Genomic DNA, 20,077 nt, shown 5'->3' on the forward strand with positions numbered 1-20,077 from the left:
GCTTGCGCATCTAATTTCAACGAATCATTCTTCGCTGAAATTGTACGGTAAACGTTATAAGCCATAACCAGCATGCCTGTGACGATGAATACACCGCCTAAGAAGCGCATAACATAGAAAGGATGTGATGCTTGTAGCGACTGTACAAAGCTGTACATTAATGTACCGTCGGCATTTACTGCACGCCACATTAGACCTTGCATAACACCTGAGATCCACATTGCTACAATGTAAAGTACAACACCCACAGTGTGTAACCAGAAGTGTGTATTAACAAGTTTCACGCTATACATACGACCTTGTGAAAATAACGCAGGGATAAGGTGGTAAATAGCACCGATAGAAATCATTGCAACCCAACCAAGCGCACCAGAGTGAACGTGGCCAACAGTCCAATCAGTGTAATGAGAAAGAGCATTAACTGATTTAATTGCCATCATTGGGCCTTCGAAGGTCGACATACCATAGAAAGACAACGATACAACTAAGAAACGTAGTACTGGATCAGTACGTAGTTTATGCCATGCACCAGATAACGTCATGATACCGTTGATCATACCACCCCAAGATGGAACGAATAAGATGATTGACATCACCATACCTAAACTTTGTGTCCAATCAGGAAGTGCAGTGTAGTGTAAGTGGTGAGGACCAGCCCAGATATACAGTGATATCAATGCCCAAAAGTGAACAACTGATAAACGGTATGAATAAACTGGACGACCAGCTTGTTTAGGCACGAAATAATACATCATACCCAAGAAACCAGCTGTTAATAGGAAACCTACAGCGTTATGACCGTACCACCACTGAACCATAGCATCTACTGCACCGGCGTAGATTGAGTATGACTTAGTCAGTGATACTGGTACTGCCATGCTGTTAACAATATGAAGTACTGCAACAGTAATGATAAAGCCAGCATAGAACCAGTTAGCAACATAGATATGAGACACTTTACGTTTAGCAATGGTGCCCATAAATACAACTGCATAGGTAACCCAGACAATAGCGATTAGAATATCGATTGGCCACTCAAGCTCAGCATATTCTTTTGAACTTGTTATACCTAGAGGTAGAGTGATAACCGCAAGTACGATAACTAACTGCCAGCCCCAAAATGTAAAGGCGGCTAATTTGTCGGAAAGAAGGCGCGTTTGACAAGTACGTTGAACAACATAATAAGATGTTGCAAAAAGTGCACTGGTACCAAATGCGAAAATAACTGCGTTCGTGTGTAACGGACGTAGTCGAGAGTATGTTAACCATGGTGTATCAAAGTTAAGTGCTGGCCAAGCTAATTGGGCAGCAATCAGAACCCCAATACTCATGCCAACGATGCCCCAAATCACTGTCATAATAGCGAATTGGCGTACAACCTTATAGTTGTACTCAGTTTGTGATGCTACTGTTTGGCTCATTTTCTGGCTTCCGCTGCAATAAATGCGTTTAGAAATGAATTACCCACTTTATAAAGTGGGGCCTACTATTATTCTCAAGTATGTTATCAAAAAACCCTCAATGCCTTGACTGCTTCAGAAAACAAACTCGAGAAACCCTTATTTTTGCGGGGAAATGATAAAATTTTTGGCCTAAAAAAGATAGGTCAATTGCATAAAATTATGACATCAATCAATTTTTCACATGCAGTTGGCTATTTTTTGACACACTTTTGTACATTTGTGTAAGAATTTTGTTCAGTGGTTGTATTTTAACAGTACGCTGATTAGTATCGGCCTTTAATTTATCTAAGGAATACTATGCCAATTAAGCTTTTAGTTGTGTTTTTAAGCGCATTGCATATGTTAATGGCGTGTGGCCCACAACCGCTAAGTATAGAAGCGCAAACCCAAGATGCAAGTTGTCGGCCAAATCAGTTATGCGAGTATGATAATCAGGTGAAAATTTGGTTGAGTGAGCAACAAATAACACCAGAGACGCCTTTTGAAATACATTTATCGTTACCAAGCACATTGTTAGTTCACAGTGCTAAGCTTGAAGGTATCACTATGTATATGGGATATATTCCAGTGTTGTTTGAGCCGCGTAATGATATTTTAGTCGCGCAAGGTATGGTTGGCATTTGTTCCGAGCGTAATATGACCTGGAAGTTGACACTCGAAGTTAAAAATCCACAGGGCCAATTTAAGCAGATATTTTATTACTTTGATGCGATTTATTGATATCAGTTTAATTCATATTAAATCGGATTGTTGGTTAAGAAGTTTGCTACCCGAAGCTTAGAGTATAGAGTTACGAACGTTCGTTATCAATTATTCTACCCATCCATACACGCAATTTTTGGTACCTTCATTAGCTAAGTATTAGCTGACTTCATGCATTAATAATGCACTGGACCCATTTTTTTAATTGAACCTTTAACTCATCAAAACATTTCAAAGCAATATTTACTGAAATAATACGCTAAACATTAAGTTGAGTATCTATTTGTAAATCAGAGTTTTCAGTTTAAGTCTCGCCTCGTTTTTATATTTTCAGTTAAATTTATAGAGTGCGCATAAAACCACCTTATTTTGACATTAAGCTGCAATGAACAAAGCTAAAAACCACTACATTGCTATCAAAAAAGTTGCATAGAGCTTAAATACGCAAAATTATTGCATAACTATGGTTAGCAGTTGTTGGTCAGTTTTGCAGTTTTAATAAAATGATGTGATTAACTTGTGAAATTTTCTGATTTAGGTATTTTTTATACGTTAATTACATATAATTACAAAATCCATTAGTTTGATTTCATACATGTTTAAAATGTTTTTGTTTGTCCTTAAGTTTATGAACTTAAAGTGTATTAACTATTTAACAATGAAACATTCATTAACTAACGTACCTGTTGCAGGTTTATCAATAATCACAAAGATAATTATTGACCACTCATTCAGATTTCATTCAGTTAAATCCGCCTAAGTTGCCATCGCTGACTCGATATTCTCAAATAAAACGAGCGCTACCTGAGCAAGGTATTTCTCCAACAAGTAGGGTTTCACATGAAAAAATCTATGATTGGCTTAGCTGTTGTCACAGCTATTCCTATGTTTTCAACAATGCAAGTAGCAGCAGCTGAAAATGCGGCGCAAACTATCGAAAAAATTCAAGTAACGGGTTCTCGCATTAAGCGTTCAGATATGGAAACCGCTAGCCCAGTTACATTAATTGGCGCCGATGATATTAAAGCAATGGGTGCAACAAGCATCGATAGCGTATTACAAAAGATGACCGCTACAGGCGGCGCAATGACAAACCCTGGTGTTAATAATGGATCTGGCGGTAACGCATCGATTAACCTTCGCGGTTTAGGTTCTCAACGTACTTTAGTGCTTGTTAACGGTCGTCGTATGATCAACTCAGGGACTGGTGCAGCGTCTACCGTTGATTTAAACACTATTCCAGTATCAATGATCAAGCAAATTGAAGTACTTAAAGATGGTGCTTCTGCTGTTTATGGTACTGATGCTGTGGCAGGTGTTGTAAACATCATCCTTAAAAATGACTTTGAAGGTTTAGATTTAAATGTAAACACTGCAATGACTTCAAAGCATGATGCAACTGAAAATTCAATTGATTTTACAGTTGGTACTTCTTTTGATAAAGGTAACATTGTTTTTGGTGCTCAGTACACTAATCGTGGCCAAGCAAGCCAAAGTGATCGTGACTTCTCAAGCTGCCCACTACTAGAAGGCGCAAATGGCCTATATTGTGGTGGTTCTTCATTCAGCGAAGGTGGACACATTCAAAGTAATGTGACGGCTGATATCTTAAATAAAGATGGTGAATTAGAGAAGACGGGTGTTGCTGACGACAGTGGTTTAAGTGGACTAGGCGGTACTTTACATCGCTACACAACAGCAGCTGATGCATACAACTACTCAAAAAGTAGCTATTTATATACACCAATGAATCGTTTAAATATTACGGGTCTTGGTACATATGAACTTACCGACGATACAAATTTCTTCAGTGAATTCACTTATACTAAACGTTGGTCAGAGCAGCAGTTAGCTCCACAACCAATTAACTTTGCATTTAACTACGATCCAAGCACTATGGGCAATAGCTTATTAGGCCAAACGTATGATAAACGTCAAGTTGTTAATAATGCGTTTGTAGAAGATGCAAATGGTGATTATGTTACAACGCCAACCAACTACGCTGCAGGTGACCCAATTAGCTACCGTCGTCGTATGAGCGAAAGTGGTACTCGTAACTACACCCAAACTGTAGATACTGTGCGCATAGTTGTTGGTGCTGAAGGTGTAATTAATGATTACTCTTGGGATCTTTCTGCAAATTTTGGTCGTAACGATTCAGTAAGTAAAACCAGCAATCTTCACAATGTTTCGGCGTTAAAAGCGGCCGTAGATGCTGGCACATTTAATCCTTTAAATGAAGCTGATTGGGCTCAAGCAAATGTAAATCCTTATATTTACAAAGAACAAGAATCAGGTGGCAGCCAGTTATTTATCGTTGCTGGTTCACTGTCTGGTGAGATGTTTGAACTACCTGCAGGTTATGCTGCATTTGCTGCTGGCGTAGAGCATCGTCAAGAAAAAGCATGGCAAGATCCTGACTCAATTGCTGCACAAGGTCTAGGTAATGATCCTCGTATCGATCCAACAAGTGGCGGCTTTGATGTTGATGAAGCTTATGTCGAATTTGCAATTCCATTATTAGCAGATGCACCTTTAGCGCAAAGTGTTGAATTAAGTGCGGCAATTCGTGCTTTTGATTACAGCACCTTTGGTTCAGATAATACTTGGAAGTTAGGTTTAACTTGGAGAGCAACAGACGAGCTAATGATGCGTGCTGTGCGTTCAACAGCTTTCCGTGCACCTACTGTTGATGAATTGTATTCTGGTAAAGCAATATCTTATGATGGTGTAACTTACCCTGGCGCAGACGATCAAGCTGAAGTTACTGTTGGTGGTAATACAGCTTTAACTCCAGAAGAAGCTGATACATTAACATTCGGTATTGTGTATGAGCCTGAGTGGATTAGCGGCTTTTCAATGACAGTAGATTACTACGATATTGAAATTGAAAATGCGATCAGTACTTACACTAGTCAATTCGTTGTTGATCAATGTATTAATCCTAGCGGCACAGGTACTACACTGTGTGAAAATACCGGTGCATTTATACGTCCAGATGGTCGTATAGTATTTAATAACCAGTTACGTAATATCGGTTCTGAAAAAACATCAGGTATTGATTTAAACTTAGCGTATTCATTTGATGCATTAGGTGTAGCTTGGAAAGCAGGCTTAGATACAACATATTTAGACGAGTATGTAGTAGACACTGGTGCTGTGATTGATTACCAAGGCTACGTTACAAATGGTAGCGGTGGTTTTGCAGATCTTAAGTCAAACTTCCACCTTACAGCAAGCAGTGATAGCTGGGATGCAACGTATGAAGCCCGTTATATTGCCGGAATGGATAGCTTTACATGTCGTAATGAACCGGGTAAATGTATTGCACCAACGACTCCATCTATTGTATACCACGATATAAGTGGCTCATATATGATAAATGATATCGTGAGTGTTTCAGCTGGTGTAAATAACTTATTTGATAAACAACCACCTTATTACTCAGGTAACTACGATTCAAATACTGATCCGTTCACATATGATGTATTAGGTCGTCGTTTCTTTGCTGGTGTGAATGTTAAACTTTAATCAGTAAGTAACTTTGATTTTATCTAAGGCCTAGTTTTTACTAGGCCTTTTTTTATTGAACAAATGAAAGTGTGGCAGTAAACTAGAGGCATCTTTTTACTTATTAGGAGAGCTGATTGCTAAAACAGGATGAAAACTTATCCTTTATAATTGAACCTGAATTGAGCCCGCGCTCTGAACAGCGCATTGATATGTATTTTTCTATTCCGAATGAAATGGGCATCAATCCGCAAACGTTAACAGAAGAATCGTATTTTAATAACCACTTCAAATCGTATTTAGCGTATAACGCCAATAATATCCATTTACCTTTAGTGCGCAGTCGCTTTGTTAGTAAAAATAAAGGTGAACAACAAGACTATCGGCAAAACCTCAATTTGTATTGTTATCAAGTCCGCCTAGCGATTGATACCGATATCAAAGATACCTTGAAGATTGAAGAAGTTGATGAGTTTTATCAGCGCGCTATTGAATTATGTGAACAAAGTCAAAGCTTACTTAAAAAACTAAGGCGTTACACACCAGATGATGAAAAACTGATCTCGTTTTATACCAATGCAGATAACTATCTGAGTTGGCATATTGAGCAGTCGTTTTTAAAATTACTTGACGAAGGGCCTCGTAGCAGTGATTTCGCGAAAGAGCGTAATGATCTGATGAATTTTTGTAAAGCCGAGCAAGATTATCGACATGAGCTGCAATATAACTCGGAATCAACCCTTCAGGATGCAAACCGGATCACCAATAAGATGCGTCTTTTACAGCGTTTGATTGAGCATGGTGTGGTGTTAAATCGTAATACTCGTTACCTTAATAGTTATTTAAAACGATTGGTTAAAGGAACCGTTACAGCGATTATAATGGCGCTTGTTATGGTTGTGGTTCTGAATGCGCGGATCTCATTTACCGAAGTGACTGCGACATTAGTGATCATTTTGGGCGCTATTTACGGGATGCGAGAAATTTTTAAAGAAGACATAACACGAGTTATTTGGCGAGCTATTGTGAAAGGGCGGCCAAAATGGCGGTTTCAATTTCGAAATAGTGTAACCAAAGATAAAATAGCTACACAATACATCTGGCTTGAATATACACGCTTTAAACATATTCCAGAGGATGTACGAAAAATATTTTCAAAACGACGTCAACAAAATAAACAAGCAGCGCAATGGCTGCACTTTGCCAGTGAAATTCGGGTTAATGCAAAAGAGTTTTTACCTGGTTATGATAGCTTGCAACAGACCTTGCAGTTTAGTTTAGCGGCGTTTGCGCGGAACTTAAAAAAAGGCGAAGGTAAACTGTATCATCTTGATAGTAATAAAATATCAAAACAAAGTGTGGAGCGCCGCTATCAACTAAATGTAGTGCTTTCATATCAAAATGACGAAGAGATAAAGTATCAGCGTTATAAAATCACTTTAAATAGAAGTAAAATTGTTAGTATTGAGCTTATTTATAGCGAAATGGAATAAAAGTTGTCGTCGATTTTCTTATCTATCAGGTATTATCTCCCTCATTTTACACAGCTTGAGGGGAAGTGATATGCGCTTTCTGATTTCCAGGATGGCCGCAACCAGTCAATGTCCACCACGTAAACCAATGAGTAAAATTATGTGGTCTTTACTTGGGTCATTTTTGGGCATTTATTTGGTTGCTATAATTGGTAAAAGTTTACAGTTTGATCCGTTAACTAATTTATTTTTAATTGGTTCTTTAGGTGCAACTGCAGTGCTTGTTTACGGTGCGCCATTAGCGGAGTTTTCTCAGCCGCGCAATCTTATTGGCGGTCATGCTCTCAGCGCGTTGGTAGGTGTGACTGTGGCAAAACTGCTAACTGCTGATTTAATGTTGGCAAGTGCTTTGGCTGTATCATTATCAGTTGCAGTTATGCACTTAACACGTACTTTGCATCCTCCCGGTGGCGCTACTGCATTGATTGCGGTTATTGGTGGTAATGGTATACAACAGCTTGGTTATTACTATGTGCTTAGCCCTGTGTTGTTTGGTACGACAATTATGCTGTTAGTTGGGTTGCTAGTTAATAATTTATCACGCAATCCTAAACGTCATTATCCTGTTTATTGGTGGTAATAACATTAAGTCAGTAGGTAGTAAGTTTGTTACTACCTACTGCAATGGTTTATTTTTCTAAACCAGTTTTACTGTACAAAGATACTTTGTTTGACACTAAGGTTATTTCAATGTTTTTACTGTCATCGCCCCATGTACAATTTGTGTGTAGGGTTTTTTCAACACAATTATCAGCACTGCCTAAAATAGCTTCTACTGCAGTTTTATCCATGCCAATTTCGATTTTTTCGTAGTTCTCTAAGCTTACTTTTGAGCAAGCTGCTAGGCTTAATGCTGCAGCAATAATTAAAAGCTTTTTCATTCGGTCATCTTCCTTTATTTAGTGTTTGAATTTTCTAATTTGTACAATCATGCCCATTTTAGGATGGTCAAAATAATGAATGTCGCCACTTATAACGCGTTTGAATTGTGCGAACCGAGCGTGTTGGATTTCACCGTTGGCTTGTCTTTCATTCACATCAAAACTGGCATTAATAAATAAATAATGGCGCAAGTAAATATTAAAGCTACCATCTAGCTCCCATTGATCCGTAGCTTGTTCAACTACTGGGGCTATGCTCTGGTTGGTGTTGACTAAACTAATAAAGTCATTATTTGTATACTGTGGCGTTTGCGCAATCACAGGAGCGCGTAATAATTTACCGCCAAACAGTTTAATACTTTCAGAGCGAGATTGGCTCGCACCTTCAAAACGCCATCCGGTATGAAGTATAGGCTTGAGTCCTTTTTGCGCCAGCTCTTGCTGTTGTGATATAAATTGTAGCTGTTCGGGAGCAAGTAGGTAGGTTTGCTCCATATCGTCTTTAACAGGCGCTATTGGGCTAAGTGGCAGTGCTGAGTAACTGTGTAGGTAGTCAATACTGCCATCACATAAATTAGAGCGATTGGCACCAATCACAGAATCGGTTAATGACTGTGAATTAAAGCGAGTGTCGCCGTTGATACACTCCTGTTTAGCTTGCGCAGTATAAAGTGGTGTCAGTAAATCAACGCTACGCTTGGCCTTAATTTGCTCTTTGTCTAAGCTAAAATCCTCTTGCAAATAAGGGGCAGGGCGCTGTTTAAATATCAGTACTTCTACTTCAAACCAACGTTCTGCAAATGCTGTGCTACTAAATACACAACACAATAGGATAAGAGATTTTTTAAGCAACATTAATGGCTAACCTTTTTTTCGAAATCTGCAATCATTGCAGTGACCATTTTTAAGCGTTCGCGGGCATTCGCCTCATCGATCGCAAAGCGCAACTTATTTGCACCATCCATTTTATACACCTTAGGTGCACTTTGTATCAAACCTATAATGAAGCTAGGGTTAACCTTAGTATGTTGACTAAACTCAAAATAGCCACCTTTTGGATTTGCTTCAATTTTTTTAATGCCTAATTCGCTGGCTTTGAGTTTCAGTTGTTGCAAACTAAATAGGTTTTTAGTTGCATCAGGCAGCAGGCCGAAGCGATCAATCAGCTCAACTTGTAATTCGTCCATATCATCTAGGTTAGCGCAGCTGGCAACCCGTTTGTAAATACCTAGTCGCGCATTTACATCGTGAATATAATCTTCAGGCAGTAAAGCGGCTAATTTTAAGTCCACTTCACTTTGTTGTTGTAGCAAGTTATCAAGGGTAGGCTCTTTGCCTTCACGAAGAGATTTCACAGCTTGCTCAAGCATTTCCATATATAAGCTAAAGCCGATGGTCTGCATTTGTCCTGATTGATCATCACCAAGCAACTCACCAGCACCACGGATCTCTAAATCGTGGGTTGCGAGTGCAAAACCGGCACCTAAATCTTCCAGTGACTCGATGGCTTCAAGGCGTTTTACAGCATCTTTCGACAGCCCTTTAGGATTACCCGTTAATAAGTAAGCATAAGCTTGATGATGGCTGCGACCAACTCGACCCCGTAACTGATGTAACTGCGCCAAGCCTAGTTTATCGGCTCTATCCATAATAATTGTGTTTGCTGTGGGGATATCAATTCCCGTTTCAATGATGGTAGTACATACGAGTACGTTGTATTTCTGGTGGTAAAATTCGCTCATCAGTTGTTCTAAATCACGTTCGCGCATTTGGCCATGGGCAGAAGCGACGCTTGCTTCAGGTACCCACTCACTAATTTCTTCTGCCACGCGGTCAATAGTTTCAACGTTATTATGTAAAAAGTATACTTGGCCACCACGCTTTATTTCCCGCAATACCGCCTCTCTGATCAAATCTGCATCGCGTTGACGAACAAATGTTTTAACCGCTAAGCGTTTTGCAGGAGGGGTAGCGATGATTGAAAGATCACGCATACCACTCATGGCCATATTTAATGTACGTGGGATAGGTGTTGCAGTGAGTGTTAAAATGTCAACATCGGCACGCAGTGATTTTATCTTCTCTTTTTGACGTACCCCAAACCGGTGTTCTTCATCGACAATGAGCAAGCCAAGATCTTTAAATATAATATCGGCTTGGATCAATTTGTGAGTACCAATGACGATGTCCAAGGTACCTTTAGCCATTTTTTCTAGGGTGTCTTTTTGTTCTTTAGGTGAATTAAAGCGAGACAGCACACCGACTTCAATGGGTAAGTCGGCAAATCGATCTTTAAAGTTTTCAAAGTGTTGTTGTGCAAGCAAGGTAGTTGGTACTAAAACGGCTACTTGTTTATTGTCGTTTACAGCAACAAAGGCGGCGCGCATCGCAACTTCAGTTTTGCCAAAACCTACATCACCACAGACTAACCTATCCATTGCTTGTTTACTTTGCATATCACCTAGCACAGCTTCGATAGCGTTACGCTGATCGTCAGTTTCCTCAAATGGAAACCCATCGCTAAAGACGCGATAAGCAGCACCATCAAGTTTAAAGGCATTCCCCGGTTTTGCTTGGCGCTGGGCGTAAATATCGAGTAATTCAGCGGCCACATCACGTACCTTTTCCGCCGCGCGTTTTTTCGCTTTTTCCCAAGCATCAGATCCCAGTTTATGCAGCGGTGCACTGGCTTCTTCGCCACCAGAATAACGACTGAGCATATGCAGGGCTGACACTGGCACATACAACTTTGCTTCATTGGCATAGGTAATGGTTACAAACTCAGTGATCAGTCCCGCCGCATCAATCGTTTGCAGACCTTGGTAGCGGCCTACACCATGATCCAAGTGTACAATCGGTTGGCCAACTTTAAGTTCAGCTAAGTTACGGATGAGCGCATCTTGGCTAGCTTCGTATTTATGTTTACGACGGCGACGCTGCGATACTTTAATGCCAAGTAATTCTTGTTCAGTAACAATGGATAATGCGGGCTTTGTACCAAGTACCACACTTTGTTCTAGTGGGCTGACAATTAAGCCAACATCGCTACTACTATTTACAAATTCATCGAATGATGAAAACTCTTTAAACTTTAAGCCACTGGGTTTAAGTATAGCGAGCAGAGATTCACGGCGACCATCGGATTCTACTGACAGTAAGATACGGCCTTTTTGTTTCTTTTGCGCTGCTACATAATTTATAAATGCTTGATAGGGTTCATGTAGTTTATGATCAATGCGTATTGCGGGTAACTCGCTGGTGACTAGATTTTTATTGCCTGCTTTTGTCGCGAGTTTTGCTTGCGATAACCGAATGCGAGCAAAGTTGCCTAAATTTTCAAACAGTTCATTAATGGGTTGATAAAGTGCAACTGGCTCAAGTAACGGGCGCAGTGGATCGACTCGACGGTTTTCATAACGCACATTAATATCATGCCAAAAATGCTCCGCAGCATCTTCTAAATCTCCCAGTTGCATCACTGTTGCAGTATCTGGCAGGTAATCAAAGATAGTGGCTAATTGCTCAAAAAACAGCGGCATATAATATTCGATACCAGCAGGCCAATTGCCTTTGGTCACTTGCATATACACGGAATCTTGCGATGAGCTGGCACCAAATTTTTCACGGTAGTTTATTCTAAATCGTTCAACATCGGCTTCGTTGGTAGGGAACTCATGAGCAGGTAGTAATTCAATTTTATCGACTTTTTCATCCGAGCGTTGGCTTTCAACATCAAATAAACGAATGGTATCAAGTTCGTCATCAAGAAAATCGAGTCTAAATGGATGCGGACTGCCCATTGGGTATAAATCAACAATCGAGCCACGAATGGCGTATTCACCATGCTCCATGACTTGTTGCACATGTAAATAGCCTGCTTGCTCTAAGTTACTGCGAAGTTTGTGGGTATCGAGAATATCACCGACTTTAAAATTAATGGTTGAACCATAAATAAACGAAGCAGGGGCGGTACGTAGCATCAAGGTAGACACAGGCACAATTAATACACTTTGTTGTTCTTTTTTTAAAGTATTTAAGGTGGCTAAGCGCGATGAAATTATATCTTGATGGGGTGAGAAATGATCGTAAGGCAACGTTTCCCAATCAGGGAATATCATTACTGGATGCTCGGGGAGCAAGCACTCCAACTCTGTTTCAAGGCGCAATGCACTGGGTGTATCAGGGGTAACAATAAGCACTAAGCCAGCTTGTTGTTTAACTCCTTGTGCAATGGCAATACTTAAACCACTGCCAGTGAGTTGCCCCCATTGAATTTTATCTTTTTGAGATTTTACCCAAGGCAAGGCTGCCCATTGCGCAAACGCCATTTACTACTCCTTTAATGCGCCTCAACTGAGGCGCTAATTTATTCTTAATCGCGATATATTTTGGTTAAATCGTGGTAATGATCTATACGACGGTCGCGTAGGTACGGCCAAATGCGTCTTACATTTTCAGAACGCTTTTGATCAAGTTCAACAAGTAACAGTTGCTCATCAGTGTTGTTGGCTTCTGCTAGCAGTTCACCTTGAGGACCCGCTATAAACGAGTTACCCCAAAATTGAATACCTTCACTTTGACCACTTGGATCACTTTCATGACCGACACGATTACAACTAATCACGGGTACGCCATTGGCAACCGCATGTGCGCGTTGCGATATTACCCACGCATCTTTTTGACGTGTTTTCTCGCCTTCGTCATCACGTGGATCCCAGCCAATTGCGGTTGGGTAAATTAATAGTTCAGCACCGGCCATTGCCATTAAACGCGCAGCCTCTGGAAACCATTGATCCCAACACACTAAGACACCAAGTTTGCCGACAGAAGTTTGAATTGGTTCGAAACCTAAATCACCCGGAGTGAAATAAAACTTTTCGTAAAAGCCTGGATCGTCAGGGATATGCATTTTACGGTATTTACCCGCAATTGTGCCGTCTTTTTCAAGCACTACCGCAGTATTGTGATAAAGCCCTGTGGCACGTTTTTCAAATAAAGAGGCAACAATAACAATGCTTAATTCTTTTGCAAGCTCAGCTAAAGTGTCGCTACTTGGGCCAGGAATAGTCTCTGCCAAATCAAATACATCAACATCTTCGGTTTGACAAAAGTACAGACTGCGATGTAATTCTTGTAACACCACCAGTTGTGCGCCTTGGCTTGCGGCATCGCGAATACCGGCAATTGATTTTGCCATGTTTTGTGCGGCATTATCACTGTTACTTTGCTGCACTAAGGCAACGGTTAAATTTGCAGGGCTGCTCATAATGATGCTCCAGCTAAAAATCCACGGGGTAATTGCATAGTAATGCAGTGTAAACTACCAAATTGATGAATAATTGGTAAGCAGTTTACGCCTATTATTTGATGCTCAGGGTAGGCCGTTTGAATTTGTGCTAAGGCTAATTCGTCATTGGCATCAGCATAAATAGGCACAAGTACAGCTCCATTAATGATTAAATAATTTGCGTAGGTGGCAGGTAACCTGTCGCCATCATCATTAAATACGGCTTTTGGCCATGGTAAATCAATTAAGGTATAAGGTTTACCTGTTGTTGTTTTAAAACCTTGTAACTGCTTTTCCATGGCATCAAGAGCGCTGAAGTGTTGGTCATTTTTATCATCACACTTTACATACACTAAGGTATCATTAGGCGCAAAACGCACTAAAGTGTCGATATGACTGTCGGTATCGTCACCGGCTAAATAGCCATGATCAACCCATAAAAAGTCGGTGGCGCCAAGTTGTTCACGCAAGCACTGTTCAATGTCTTGTTGGGTTAGATTTGGATTACGATTTGGATTAAGCAAACATTCACTGGTGGTCAATAGTACACCGTGTTGATCAATCTCTACACCGCCACCTTCAAGAACTAAATCAAGCGCTTGGTATTGATTGCGCGTATCGGCAAGTTGTTTAATCAGTACCGCATTAATTTTATTATCTAATTCACTGGTAAATTTATTACCCCAGCCATTAAAGGTAAAATCAACAATTTTTAGTTGGCTATTATCAGCAACTGCGGCGCAGGTTAATGGGCCATGATCACGTGCCCACGTATCGTTACAGGGAGTAACAACAAAATGCACGCGGCTCAAATCAACAGCGTTGCTATGCAATAACTGGCTAATGTGTGTTTTTAAGGCTTCATCATGAGCGATGATCACTAATTGCTCTGCATTACAAATATGCTGACATAATTGCACGTATACAGGCTCTACAGCGGTTAAATTGTCGCACCAATCAGTGGCTTGGTGTGGCCAAGTGAGCATAACGGCGTCTTGCTCAGCCCATTCGGGTAAAAGTCTAAAGTTCATGAATTTAATAAACAAACAAAGGTGCTATTAGTTTAGCATTTCAACTATAGCCAAGCCACTTCAAAATGAGGGTTGCTAGTATCTATATTATTCTGGTTTTGTTGGCTCTGTTGTGTCTTGGTTATCAAAGTTGTCGCTTTCATGTTGCAGCAGCTGACGCTTTTTCAGTTGTCTGGTTTGTGCATGTAAACTAGCACGTACCACAAGTTCTTGATCAGTATCGCGGATGGCTTTAAAAAGTAGGGTGTATTGGTAGTGTTCATCGTCAATCTTATTAACCGCAACTACCTCGGTGTAACAATAAATAGCAGAGGCTTCATGCTGTAAAAATAATTTAGTGCGAAATACTTGGCCAATAGAGTAGACTTTTGTATCGGTTAGTTTGACACCGCCACCGCCGTAGCTATCACAATAAATGGCGTTATCTTCGGGCTGCTCTGAGGCTAATATATGGCTCATGATCAAGTCGATTTTACGCGATTGTGCTTGTAAAAATACGGCAAGCTCTTGTGCCAAATCACCAAGGCTACGCAATGGTCTTAACGAGCTTTGCTCTAATTCACTAACCTCATTGGCCAATTTAAATAATGGTGGGATATCTGCTTCTAGTTGCGCTAAGGTAGTAGGCACTTTGCTATCGTCAACAGCAAATAAATTTACTCGATTACTTTCATCAATCTGAAAGTACTGCTCAAACTCGGTTAATTTTTCACTATTCATCATAAGGCTCCTCGACGCAATAGTTTAATAGTAGCGCCGACAGTATAAAATTGCTAGTTATCAAATTACCATAAAAAAGGGCAAACCACTGTTTGCCCTTATATTTTTGTAGCTGAGCTTAAATCATAAATTACCCTCTTGGGTGTCGACATGTTCACGCTTGTGGTGGCTTGCAATTTCATCGGATAAATCTGCTCGCGAGCGTTTTTCAGTAAGTTTGCGCTCAGTTAACCAATAAAAGAACAGTGGTACAAAGAACACGGCAAGGAAGGTTGCTGCCATCATGCCGCCCATAACGCCAGTACCAACGCTATGACGTGCACCTGCACCGGCGCCTGAGCTCAATACTAATGGCACTACACCTAAAATAAAGGCCATCGAAGTCATGATGATGGGTCTAAATCGAAGGCGGGCAGCTTCAAGTGCTGCAGCGCTTGCGCTCCAACCTTGTTGATGTTTCATCAATGCATATTCAACAATCAAAATGGCATTTTTACTGGCTAAACCAAGTAAGGTCACTAAGCCGATTTGGAAGTACACATCGTTAGTCATGCCTACTAACCAGATTGATACCAATGCGCCAAAGGTTCCAAATGGCAATGCTAGCATCACCGATAGTGGCAATGACCAACGCTCATATAGTGCTGCAAGGATTAAGAAAACCATGATCACCGCAAGGCCTAAAGCAATTCCTGTGGTACCTGAGCTGCGTTTTTCTTGATACGCAGAGCCGGTCCAGTCGTAGGTCATATCCGGTGGTAATACTGCTTTTGCAATACGTTCAACTTCAGCAATTGCTTGGCCAGAGCTGTAACCGGGTGCAGCATTACCGAGCAGTTTTACCGCAGGCAAGTTATTATAACGATTTAGATTTTCTGGTCCGCGGCTATATTCAATATTAGTAAACGCAGACATAGGGACCATAGTACCTTGACTGTTTTTTACATAAATTCGTCCAATGTCATCAGGCTTCATTCTAAATTCAGCTTCTGCTGACATGAGTACTTGCCAAGCTCGGCCAAACTTATTGAAGTCGTTCACATAATAAGTACCCAGTGTGCCGGCAAGGGCTGTAAAGGCATCGTCAATTTCAATGCCCATTGCGCGGGCTTGTTCACGATCTACATCAACTTTAAGTTGCGGTGCATTTGGTCGCCACAACGTTTGTAGGCCACTTAAAATAGGGCTTTTTTGTGCTTCAGCCATCATTAAACCCATGGCTTGTTGCAGTTTTTCTGGGCCACCTGCGCCTTTGTTTTGAATATAAAATTCAAATCCGCCAGTGCTCCCTAAACCAAAAATAGCAGGGGGGTTAAACGCTAAAACAAGTGCTTCGTTGATATGCGCAGTTTTCATAAACAGCTCATTAACCAAACTTTTAGTATCAACCTCTCGTTCATCCCAATGTTTTTGGGTGACGAATAAGGTGGCTGCACTGTTTTTATAACCGCCGCCAATAAAATCAAAGCCTGTAAATGCCACCACATTTTCATTGGCAGGATTAGATTGTACGGCGCTAATAACTTCAGCTACTACTTTTTCTGTACGCTCAAGGGATGAGCCGTCAGGTAAGAAAATAGCTGAAATATAGTAGCCTTGGTCTTCATCAGGCACTAATGAACCTGGAGTGCTTTTCCAAAGGCCAATGGTAATTGACACCATACCAATCATCAGCAATAAACCTAATGCTCCTCGGCGCACCATAAAACCAACAGCACCCACATACTTACTGGTTATTTTAGTAAATACACGGTTGAACCATAAAAAGAAGCTTGCGGTTTGTTTATGCTCTTGTTTTAAAATAAGCACACATAAAGCAGGGGTCATTGTTAGTGCAACTATGCCAGATAAGCTCACAGCAATTGAAATGGTGATCGCAAACTGACGGAATAGTTCGCCAGTTAAGCCACCTAGAAATGCAATTGGCACAAACACTGAGCAAAGTACTAGAACAATAGCAACAACAGGTCCTGATACTTCTTTCATCGCTTTTATTGCGGCTTCATGGGCGCTCACATGCTCTTCGTGCATGATACGCTCTACGTTTTCAAGTACCACTATGGCGTCATCCACTACGATACCAATAGACAGTACCATACCAAATAAAGTCAATGAGTTAATAGAATAACCAAGCATATACATGCCAGCAAACGTACCAAGTAATGACACCGGTACGGCAAGAGTTGGGATCAGTGTGGCGCGCCAATTTTGTAAAAATAAGAACACCACTAAGAAAACCAGTACCATTGCTTCAAGTAGTGTTTTCACTACTTCGCGGATCGAGACTTCAACAAAACGGGTGGTATCGTACGAATTTAAGTGAGCAAGTCCAGTGGGAAATTGCTGAGTTAACTCTGCTAATACGCCATTAACTTCTGCTGCTACATCAAGTGCATTGGCACCAGGTTGTAGGAAAATACCTAATAGTACGGCTTCTTTGCCGTTGATAGTGCCTCTGAAGTTATAATCTTTTGCACCAAGTTCAACACGGGCGATGTCTTTTAAACGTAAGCTACTGCCATCAAGGTTTGAACGAATAATGATTTCTTCAAATTGTTCAGGCTCTGATAAACGCCCTTGAGCGGTAACACTGTAAACCAGCTCTTGCGCTGATTGTGAAGTGGGGGTTGCACCAATCGAACCGGCTGCATATTGAGAGTTTTGGCTGCGAACTGCCCCTGCGACTTCTTCAACAGTAACACCGAGCTGACTCATTACATCAGGGCGCAGCCAAATACGCATGGCGTAATCTTTCGCGCCAAAAATTTGTACGCTCGTTGTACCAGGAACACGTTTAATACGGTCTAAAATATTCAGGGTGACATAGTTTGAAGTCCATAGACTATCACGAGTGCCGTCCGGTGAATAAAACGCATGAACTTGCAAAAAACTCGATGAACCTTTTTGCACCACCACGCCTTGGCGCCGTGTTTCTTCAGGTAAACGAGCTTCAACTTGCTTTACACGGTTATTGACGTTAACTGCTGCTTGGTCAATATCGGTGCCAATTTCAAACGTTATTTCAATGGTTGTTGCACCAGAGCTTGTCGAGGTTGAAGACATATACATCATGCCTTCAACACCGGTAATCGCATTTTCAATCGGCGCGGCTACGGTTTGTTCGAGTACTTCAGCCGACGCACCCGGATAGGCTGCTGTCACTTGCACAACGGGTGGGGCAATTTCAGGGTATTGGGCGATCGGCAAGCTGCGCATGGCAGCCAGGCCCGCCAGCACAATAACAATTGAGATCACAAACGCAAAAATAGGTCTGTCGATAAAATAACGAGAAAACATAAAACTCCCTGCGCCTATTCTGCGCTTACGTTGTTTGTTGCATTGTTAACGGCCACTGGCATGCCTGGAAAGAAAATCTTTGCCATACCATCGATGATCACTTCATCGCCTTGCTGTATGCCTGATTTAATCAACCAAAAGTTTTTATCACCTTGATTATCTGGCTTTTGGATCCACTCACCTACTTCAACGGGAGCTGGGCGCGCAATCGTGCCGCCTTGTTCATTTTTAGCGACTACATAAACAAATTTACCAGTGCCATTATCAAGTACCGCACGTTGCGGTATTACAAATGCATTTTTGCGTACCGCACCACTTAACATCACTCGCACAAATTGACCTGGGCGAAGTTCAAAATCAGTGTTGGGGATAATTGCTTGTAGTTCGCTGGTGCCGGTATTTGGATTAATACGTACATCAGAGAAGTTAACTTTGCCACTTTTATTGGAGAGTGAACCGTCTTGTAATTTAATGCTCGTGTGCCACTGACCTTTTTCTGGCAGCGATAAAGAGCCATTTGCGACATCTTGACGCATTTGTAATTGTTCACGCTCAGAAATACCAAATCGTAAACGAATAGGATCAAACTGGGTAATTTGCGTTAATAATAGATCGGGACCTGATACAAAAGTACCTACCGACACAAATTCACGGCCCACCACTCCAGCGACAGGTGCTTTTACTTGCGCATATTCTAAATTCAGTTGGGCTTCTTTTAATGCAACTTTCGCGGCCTCTAACGTCGTGTTAGCAATATCTTGGGTGGAGCTGGCGTTATCATAATCTCGTTGTGAGACTGATTTCTCAGCACGTAGTTTGGCTAATCGTTTCACTTCACGTTCGGCTTGCACTAAAGATGCTTTTGCACCATTAAGAGCTGCTTGCGCGCTTTCAACCGCCAATTGATAGGGGGCTAAATCCACAGTGAAAAGTGACTGTCCTTGCTTAACTGTCTGGCCTTCATCAAAGTTACGAGATTCTAGGATCCCCGTTACTCTGGCACGTACTTGAACTTCTTTAGAACCTGATAAGGTTGCCGGTAGTTCAATAGTGAATGGGGCATCTTCATAGGTTGCTATGGTTGTTGCCACAGCTGCTGGATGCATTGCTGCTTGTTCGGCTTTAGGTGCTTCACTACAACCTTGTAGAAACAACGAAGCCGAGGTAAATAAGAATAAAGATAATTTTGATGGTGCGAAAGACAGACGCATGGTTACTCCACAGTTCCAATTGTTAAGTATAAATAATATGTAACATTTTATAAGCTAATAGCATGACATTCTGTTGATTTTATCATCAGCTTGACTTACGTGGTGCTTAATCCATTTAGCTTAGTTAAATACGAGTGTATACCTTAAATTTTTACAGGTATATGCTGGTGTTTATTTTTTTCATTGCATTTTAAAGAGTGTAGAACATATTAGGGCTATATGAACCAAGTCGCAGCAACCGTGGTTTTTAAAGCGTAATTTAGTTTAATAACTAAATAATTGAGCGCTTTTATGCGCCCCGCAATAAAGCTGTTTATAAAATAATGAAGTCATTGTTTTGTATGACAATAGCTTAATTATGACGTGCTGTAAGTGCTTTGTTAGCGAAACTGCTTTAATAACCACAAAATTAACAAATTGCCTTGTAATTGGCGCTAAAACTC

Annotated in this window: 13 protein-coding genes; 4 read left to right on the forward strand and 9 right to left on the reverse strand. The window is 40.9% G+C overall.

Features of this window, described 5'->3' with window-relative positions:
- On the reverse strand, nucleotides 1-1,421 hold a 1,421-nt coding region (gene ccoN, locus H5232_RS16390), incomplete at its 3' end, for a cytochrome-c oxidase, cbb3-type subunit I (protein WP_182831204.1).
- A gap of 339 nt (nucleotides 1,422-1,760) precedes the next feature.
- Here ccoN and H5232_RS16395 point away from each other — a divergent pair.
- From H5232_RS16395 to H5232_RS16410, 4 genes are all read left to right on the forward strand, one after another.
- The gene (locus H5232_RS16395; protein WP_259398507.1) at nucleotides 1,761-2,183 is read left to right on the forward strand and encodes a hypothetical protein; all 423 of its coding nucleotides are present in this window, start codon (nucleotides 1,761-1,763) and stop codon (nucleotides 2,181-2,183) included.
- Between the two features lie 822 nt (nucleotides 2,184-3,005).
- Nucleotides 3,006-5,696, forward strand: a complete 2,691-nt coding sequence (locus H5232_RS16400) for a TonB-dependent receptor (RefSeq protein WP_182718576.1) — start codon at nucleotides 3,006-3,008, stop codon at nucleotides 5,694-5,696.
- Nucleotides 5,697-5,812: 116 nt separating this feature from the next.
- A complete protein-coding gene (locus H5232_RS16405) occupies nucleotides 5,813-7,168 on the forward strand; it encodes a hypothetical protein (protein WP_182740239.1) in 1,356 nt (451 codons plus the stop codon).
- A 70-nt stretch (nucleotides 7,169-7,238) separates the two neighbouring features.
- Entirely contained in the window at nucleotides 7,239-7,787 is a 549-nt protein-coding gene (locus H5232_RS16410) for an HPP family protein (RefSeq protein ID WP_149982382.1), read from the forward strand.
- A gap of 49 nt (nucleotides 7,788-7,836) precedes the next feature.
- On the opposite strand, the gene H5232_RS16415 is transcribed toward H5232_RS16410, so the two are convergent.
- The 8 genes from H5232_RS16415 to H5232_RS16450 all read right to left on the reverse strand — a co-directional run bounded on the left by H5232_RS16415 (nucleotide 7,837) and on the right by H5232_RS16450 (nucleotide 19,634).
- Nucleotides 7,837-8,088: a DUF3862 domain-containing protein gene (locus tag H5232_RS16415; protein WP_149982381.1), complete on the reverse strand. Its 252-nt coding sequence runs from the start codon at nucleotides 8,086-8,088 to the stop codon at nucleotides 7,837-7,839.
- Nucleotides 8,089-8,106: 18 nt separating this feature from the next.
- Nucleotides 8,107-8,943: a peptidoglycan binding protein CsiV gene (locus H5232_RS16420; RefSeq protein WP_182793916.1), complete on the reverse strand. Its 837-nt coding sequence runs from the start codon at nucleotides 8,941-8,943 to the stop codon at nucleotides 8,107-8,109.
- Nucleotides 8,943-12,416 carry a transcription-repair coupling factor gene (gene mfd, locus H5232_RS16425; RefSeq protein ID WP_182718579.1) on the reverse strand — a complete coding sequence of 1,158 codons (3,474 nt, stop codon included), beginning with the start codon at nucleotides 12,414-12,416 and terminating at the stop codon, nucleotides 8,943-8,945. The genes H5232_RS16420 and mfd overlap by 1 nt, the downstream gene beginning before the upstream one ends.
- Nucleotides 12,417-12,460: 44 nt before the next feature.
- Nucleotides 12,461-13,354, reverse strand: a complete 894-nt coding sequence (locus tag H5232_RS16430; protein ID WP_145233544.1) for a carbon-nitrogen hydrolase — start codon at nucleotides 13,352-13,354, stop codon at nucleotides 12,461-12,463.
- A complete protein-coding gene (locus H5232_RS16435; protein WP_182831205.1) occupies nucleotides 13,351-14,406 on the reverse strand; it encodes an agmatine/peptidylarginine deiminase in 1,056 nt (351 codons plus the stop codon). The genes H5232_RS16430 and H5232_RS16435 overlap by 4 nt, the downstream gene beginning before the upstream one ends.
- An 87-nt stretch (nucleotides 14,407-14,493) precedes the next feature.
- A complete protein-coding gene (locus H5232_RS16440) occupies nucleotides 14,494-15,126 on the reverse strand; it encodes a PilZ domain-containing protein (RefSeq protein ID WP_182740247.1) in 633 nt (210 codons plus the stop codon).
- Between the two features lie 123 nt (nucleotides 15,127-15,249).
- A complete protein-coding gene (locus H5232_RS16445) occupies nucleotides 15,250-18,423 on the reverse strand; it encodes an efflux RND transporter permease subunit (RefSeq protein ID WP_182740235.1) in 3,174 nt (1,057 codons plus the stop codon).
- Nucleotides 18,424-18,437: 14 nt separating this feature from the next.
- Nucleotides 18,438-19,634, reverse strand: coding sequence for an efflux RND transporter periplasmic adaptor subunit (locus tag H5232_RS16450; protein WP_182718582.1), 1,197 nt, complete (start codon nucleotides 19,632-19,634; stop codon nucleotides 18,438-18,440).
- Between the last annotated feature and the right edge of the window lie 443 nt (nucleotides 19,635-20,077).

The organism is Pseudoalteromonas sp. SG41-5 (assembly GCF_014164495.1).
GTDB classification, from domain to species: Bacteria; Pseudomonadota; Gammaproteobacteria; order Enterobacterales; family Alteromonadaceae; genus Pseudoalteromonas; species Pseudoalteromonas rhizosphaerae.

What these genes read in the sequence shown, in the direction of transcription:
- H5232_RS16395 (WP_259398507.1), top strand. Translation starts at nt 1,761, where the DNA reads ATGCCAATTAAGCTTTTAGTTGTGTTTTTAAGCGCATTGCATATGTTA.
- H5232_RS16400 (WP_182718576.1), top strand. Translation starts at nt 3,006, where the DNA reads ATGAAAAAATCTATGATTGGCTTAGCTGTTGTCACAGCTATTCCTATG.
- H5232_RS16410 (WP_149982382.1), top strand. Translation starts at nt 7,239, where the DNA reads ATGCGCTTTCTGATTTCCAGGATGGCCGCAACCAGTCAATGTCCACCA.
- H5232_RS16415 (WP_149982381.1), bottom strand. Translation starts at nt 8,088, where the DNA reads ATGAAAAAGCTTTTAATTATTGCTGCAGCATTAAGCCTAGCAGCTTGC.
- H5232_RS16420 (WP_182793916.1), bottom strand. Translation starts at nt 8,943, where the DNA reads ATGTTGCTTAAAAAATCTCTTATCCTATTGTGTTGTGTATTTAGTAGC.
- mfd (WP_182718579.1), bottom strand. Translation starts at nt 12,416, where the DNA reads ATGGCGTTTGCGCAATGGGCAGCCTTGCCTTGGGTAAAATCTCAAAAA.
- H5232_RS16430 (WP_145233544.1), bottom strand. Translation starts at nt 13,354, where the DNA reads ATGAGCAGCCCTGCAAATTTAACCGTTGCCTTAGTGCAGCAAAGTAAC.
- H5232_RS16435 (WP_182831205.1), bottom strand. Translation starts at nt 14,406, where the DNA reads ATGAACTTTAGACTTTTACCCGAATGGGCTGAGCAAGACGCCGTTATG.
- H5232_RS16440 (WP_182740247.1), bottom strand. Translation starts at nt 15,126, where the DNA reads ATGAATAGTGAAAAATTAACCGAGTTTGAGCAGTACTTTCAGATTGAT.
- H5232_RS16445 (WP_182740235.1), bottom strand. Translation starts at nt 18,423, where the DNA reads ATGTTTTCTCGTTATTTTATCGACAGACCTATTTTTGCGTTTGTGATC.
- H5232_RS16450 (WP_182718582.1), bottom strand. Translation starts at nt 19,634, where the DNA reads ATGCGTCTGTCTTTCGCACCATCAAAATTATCTTTATTCTTATTTACC.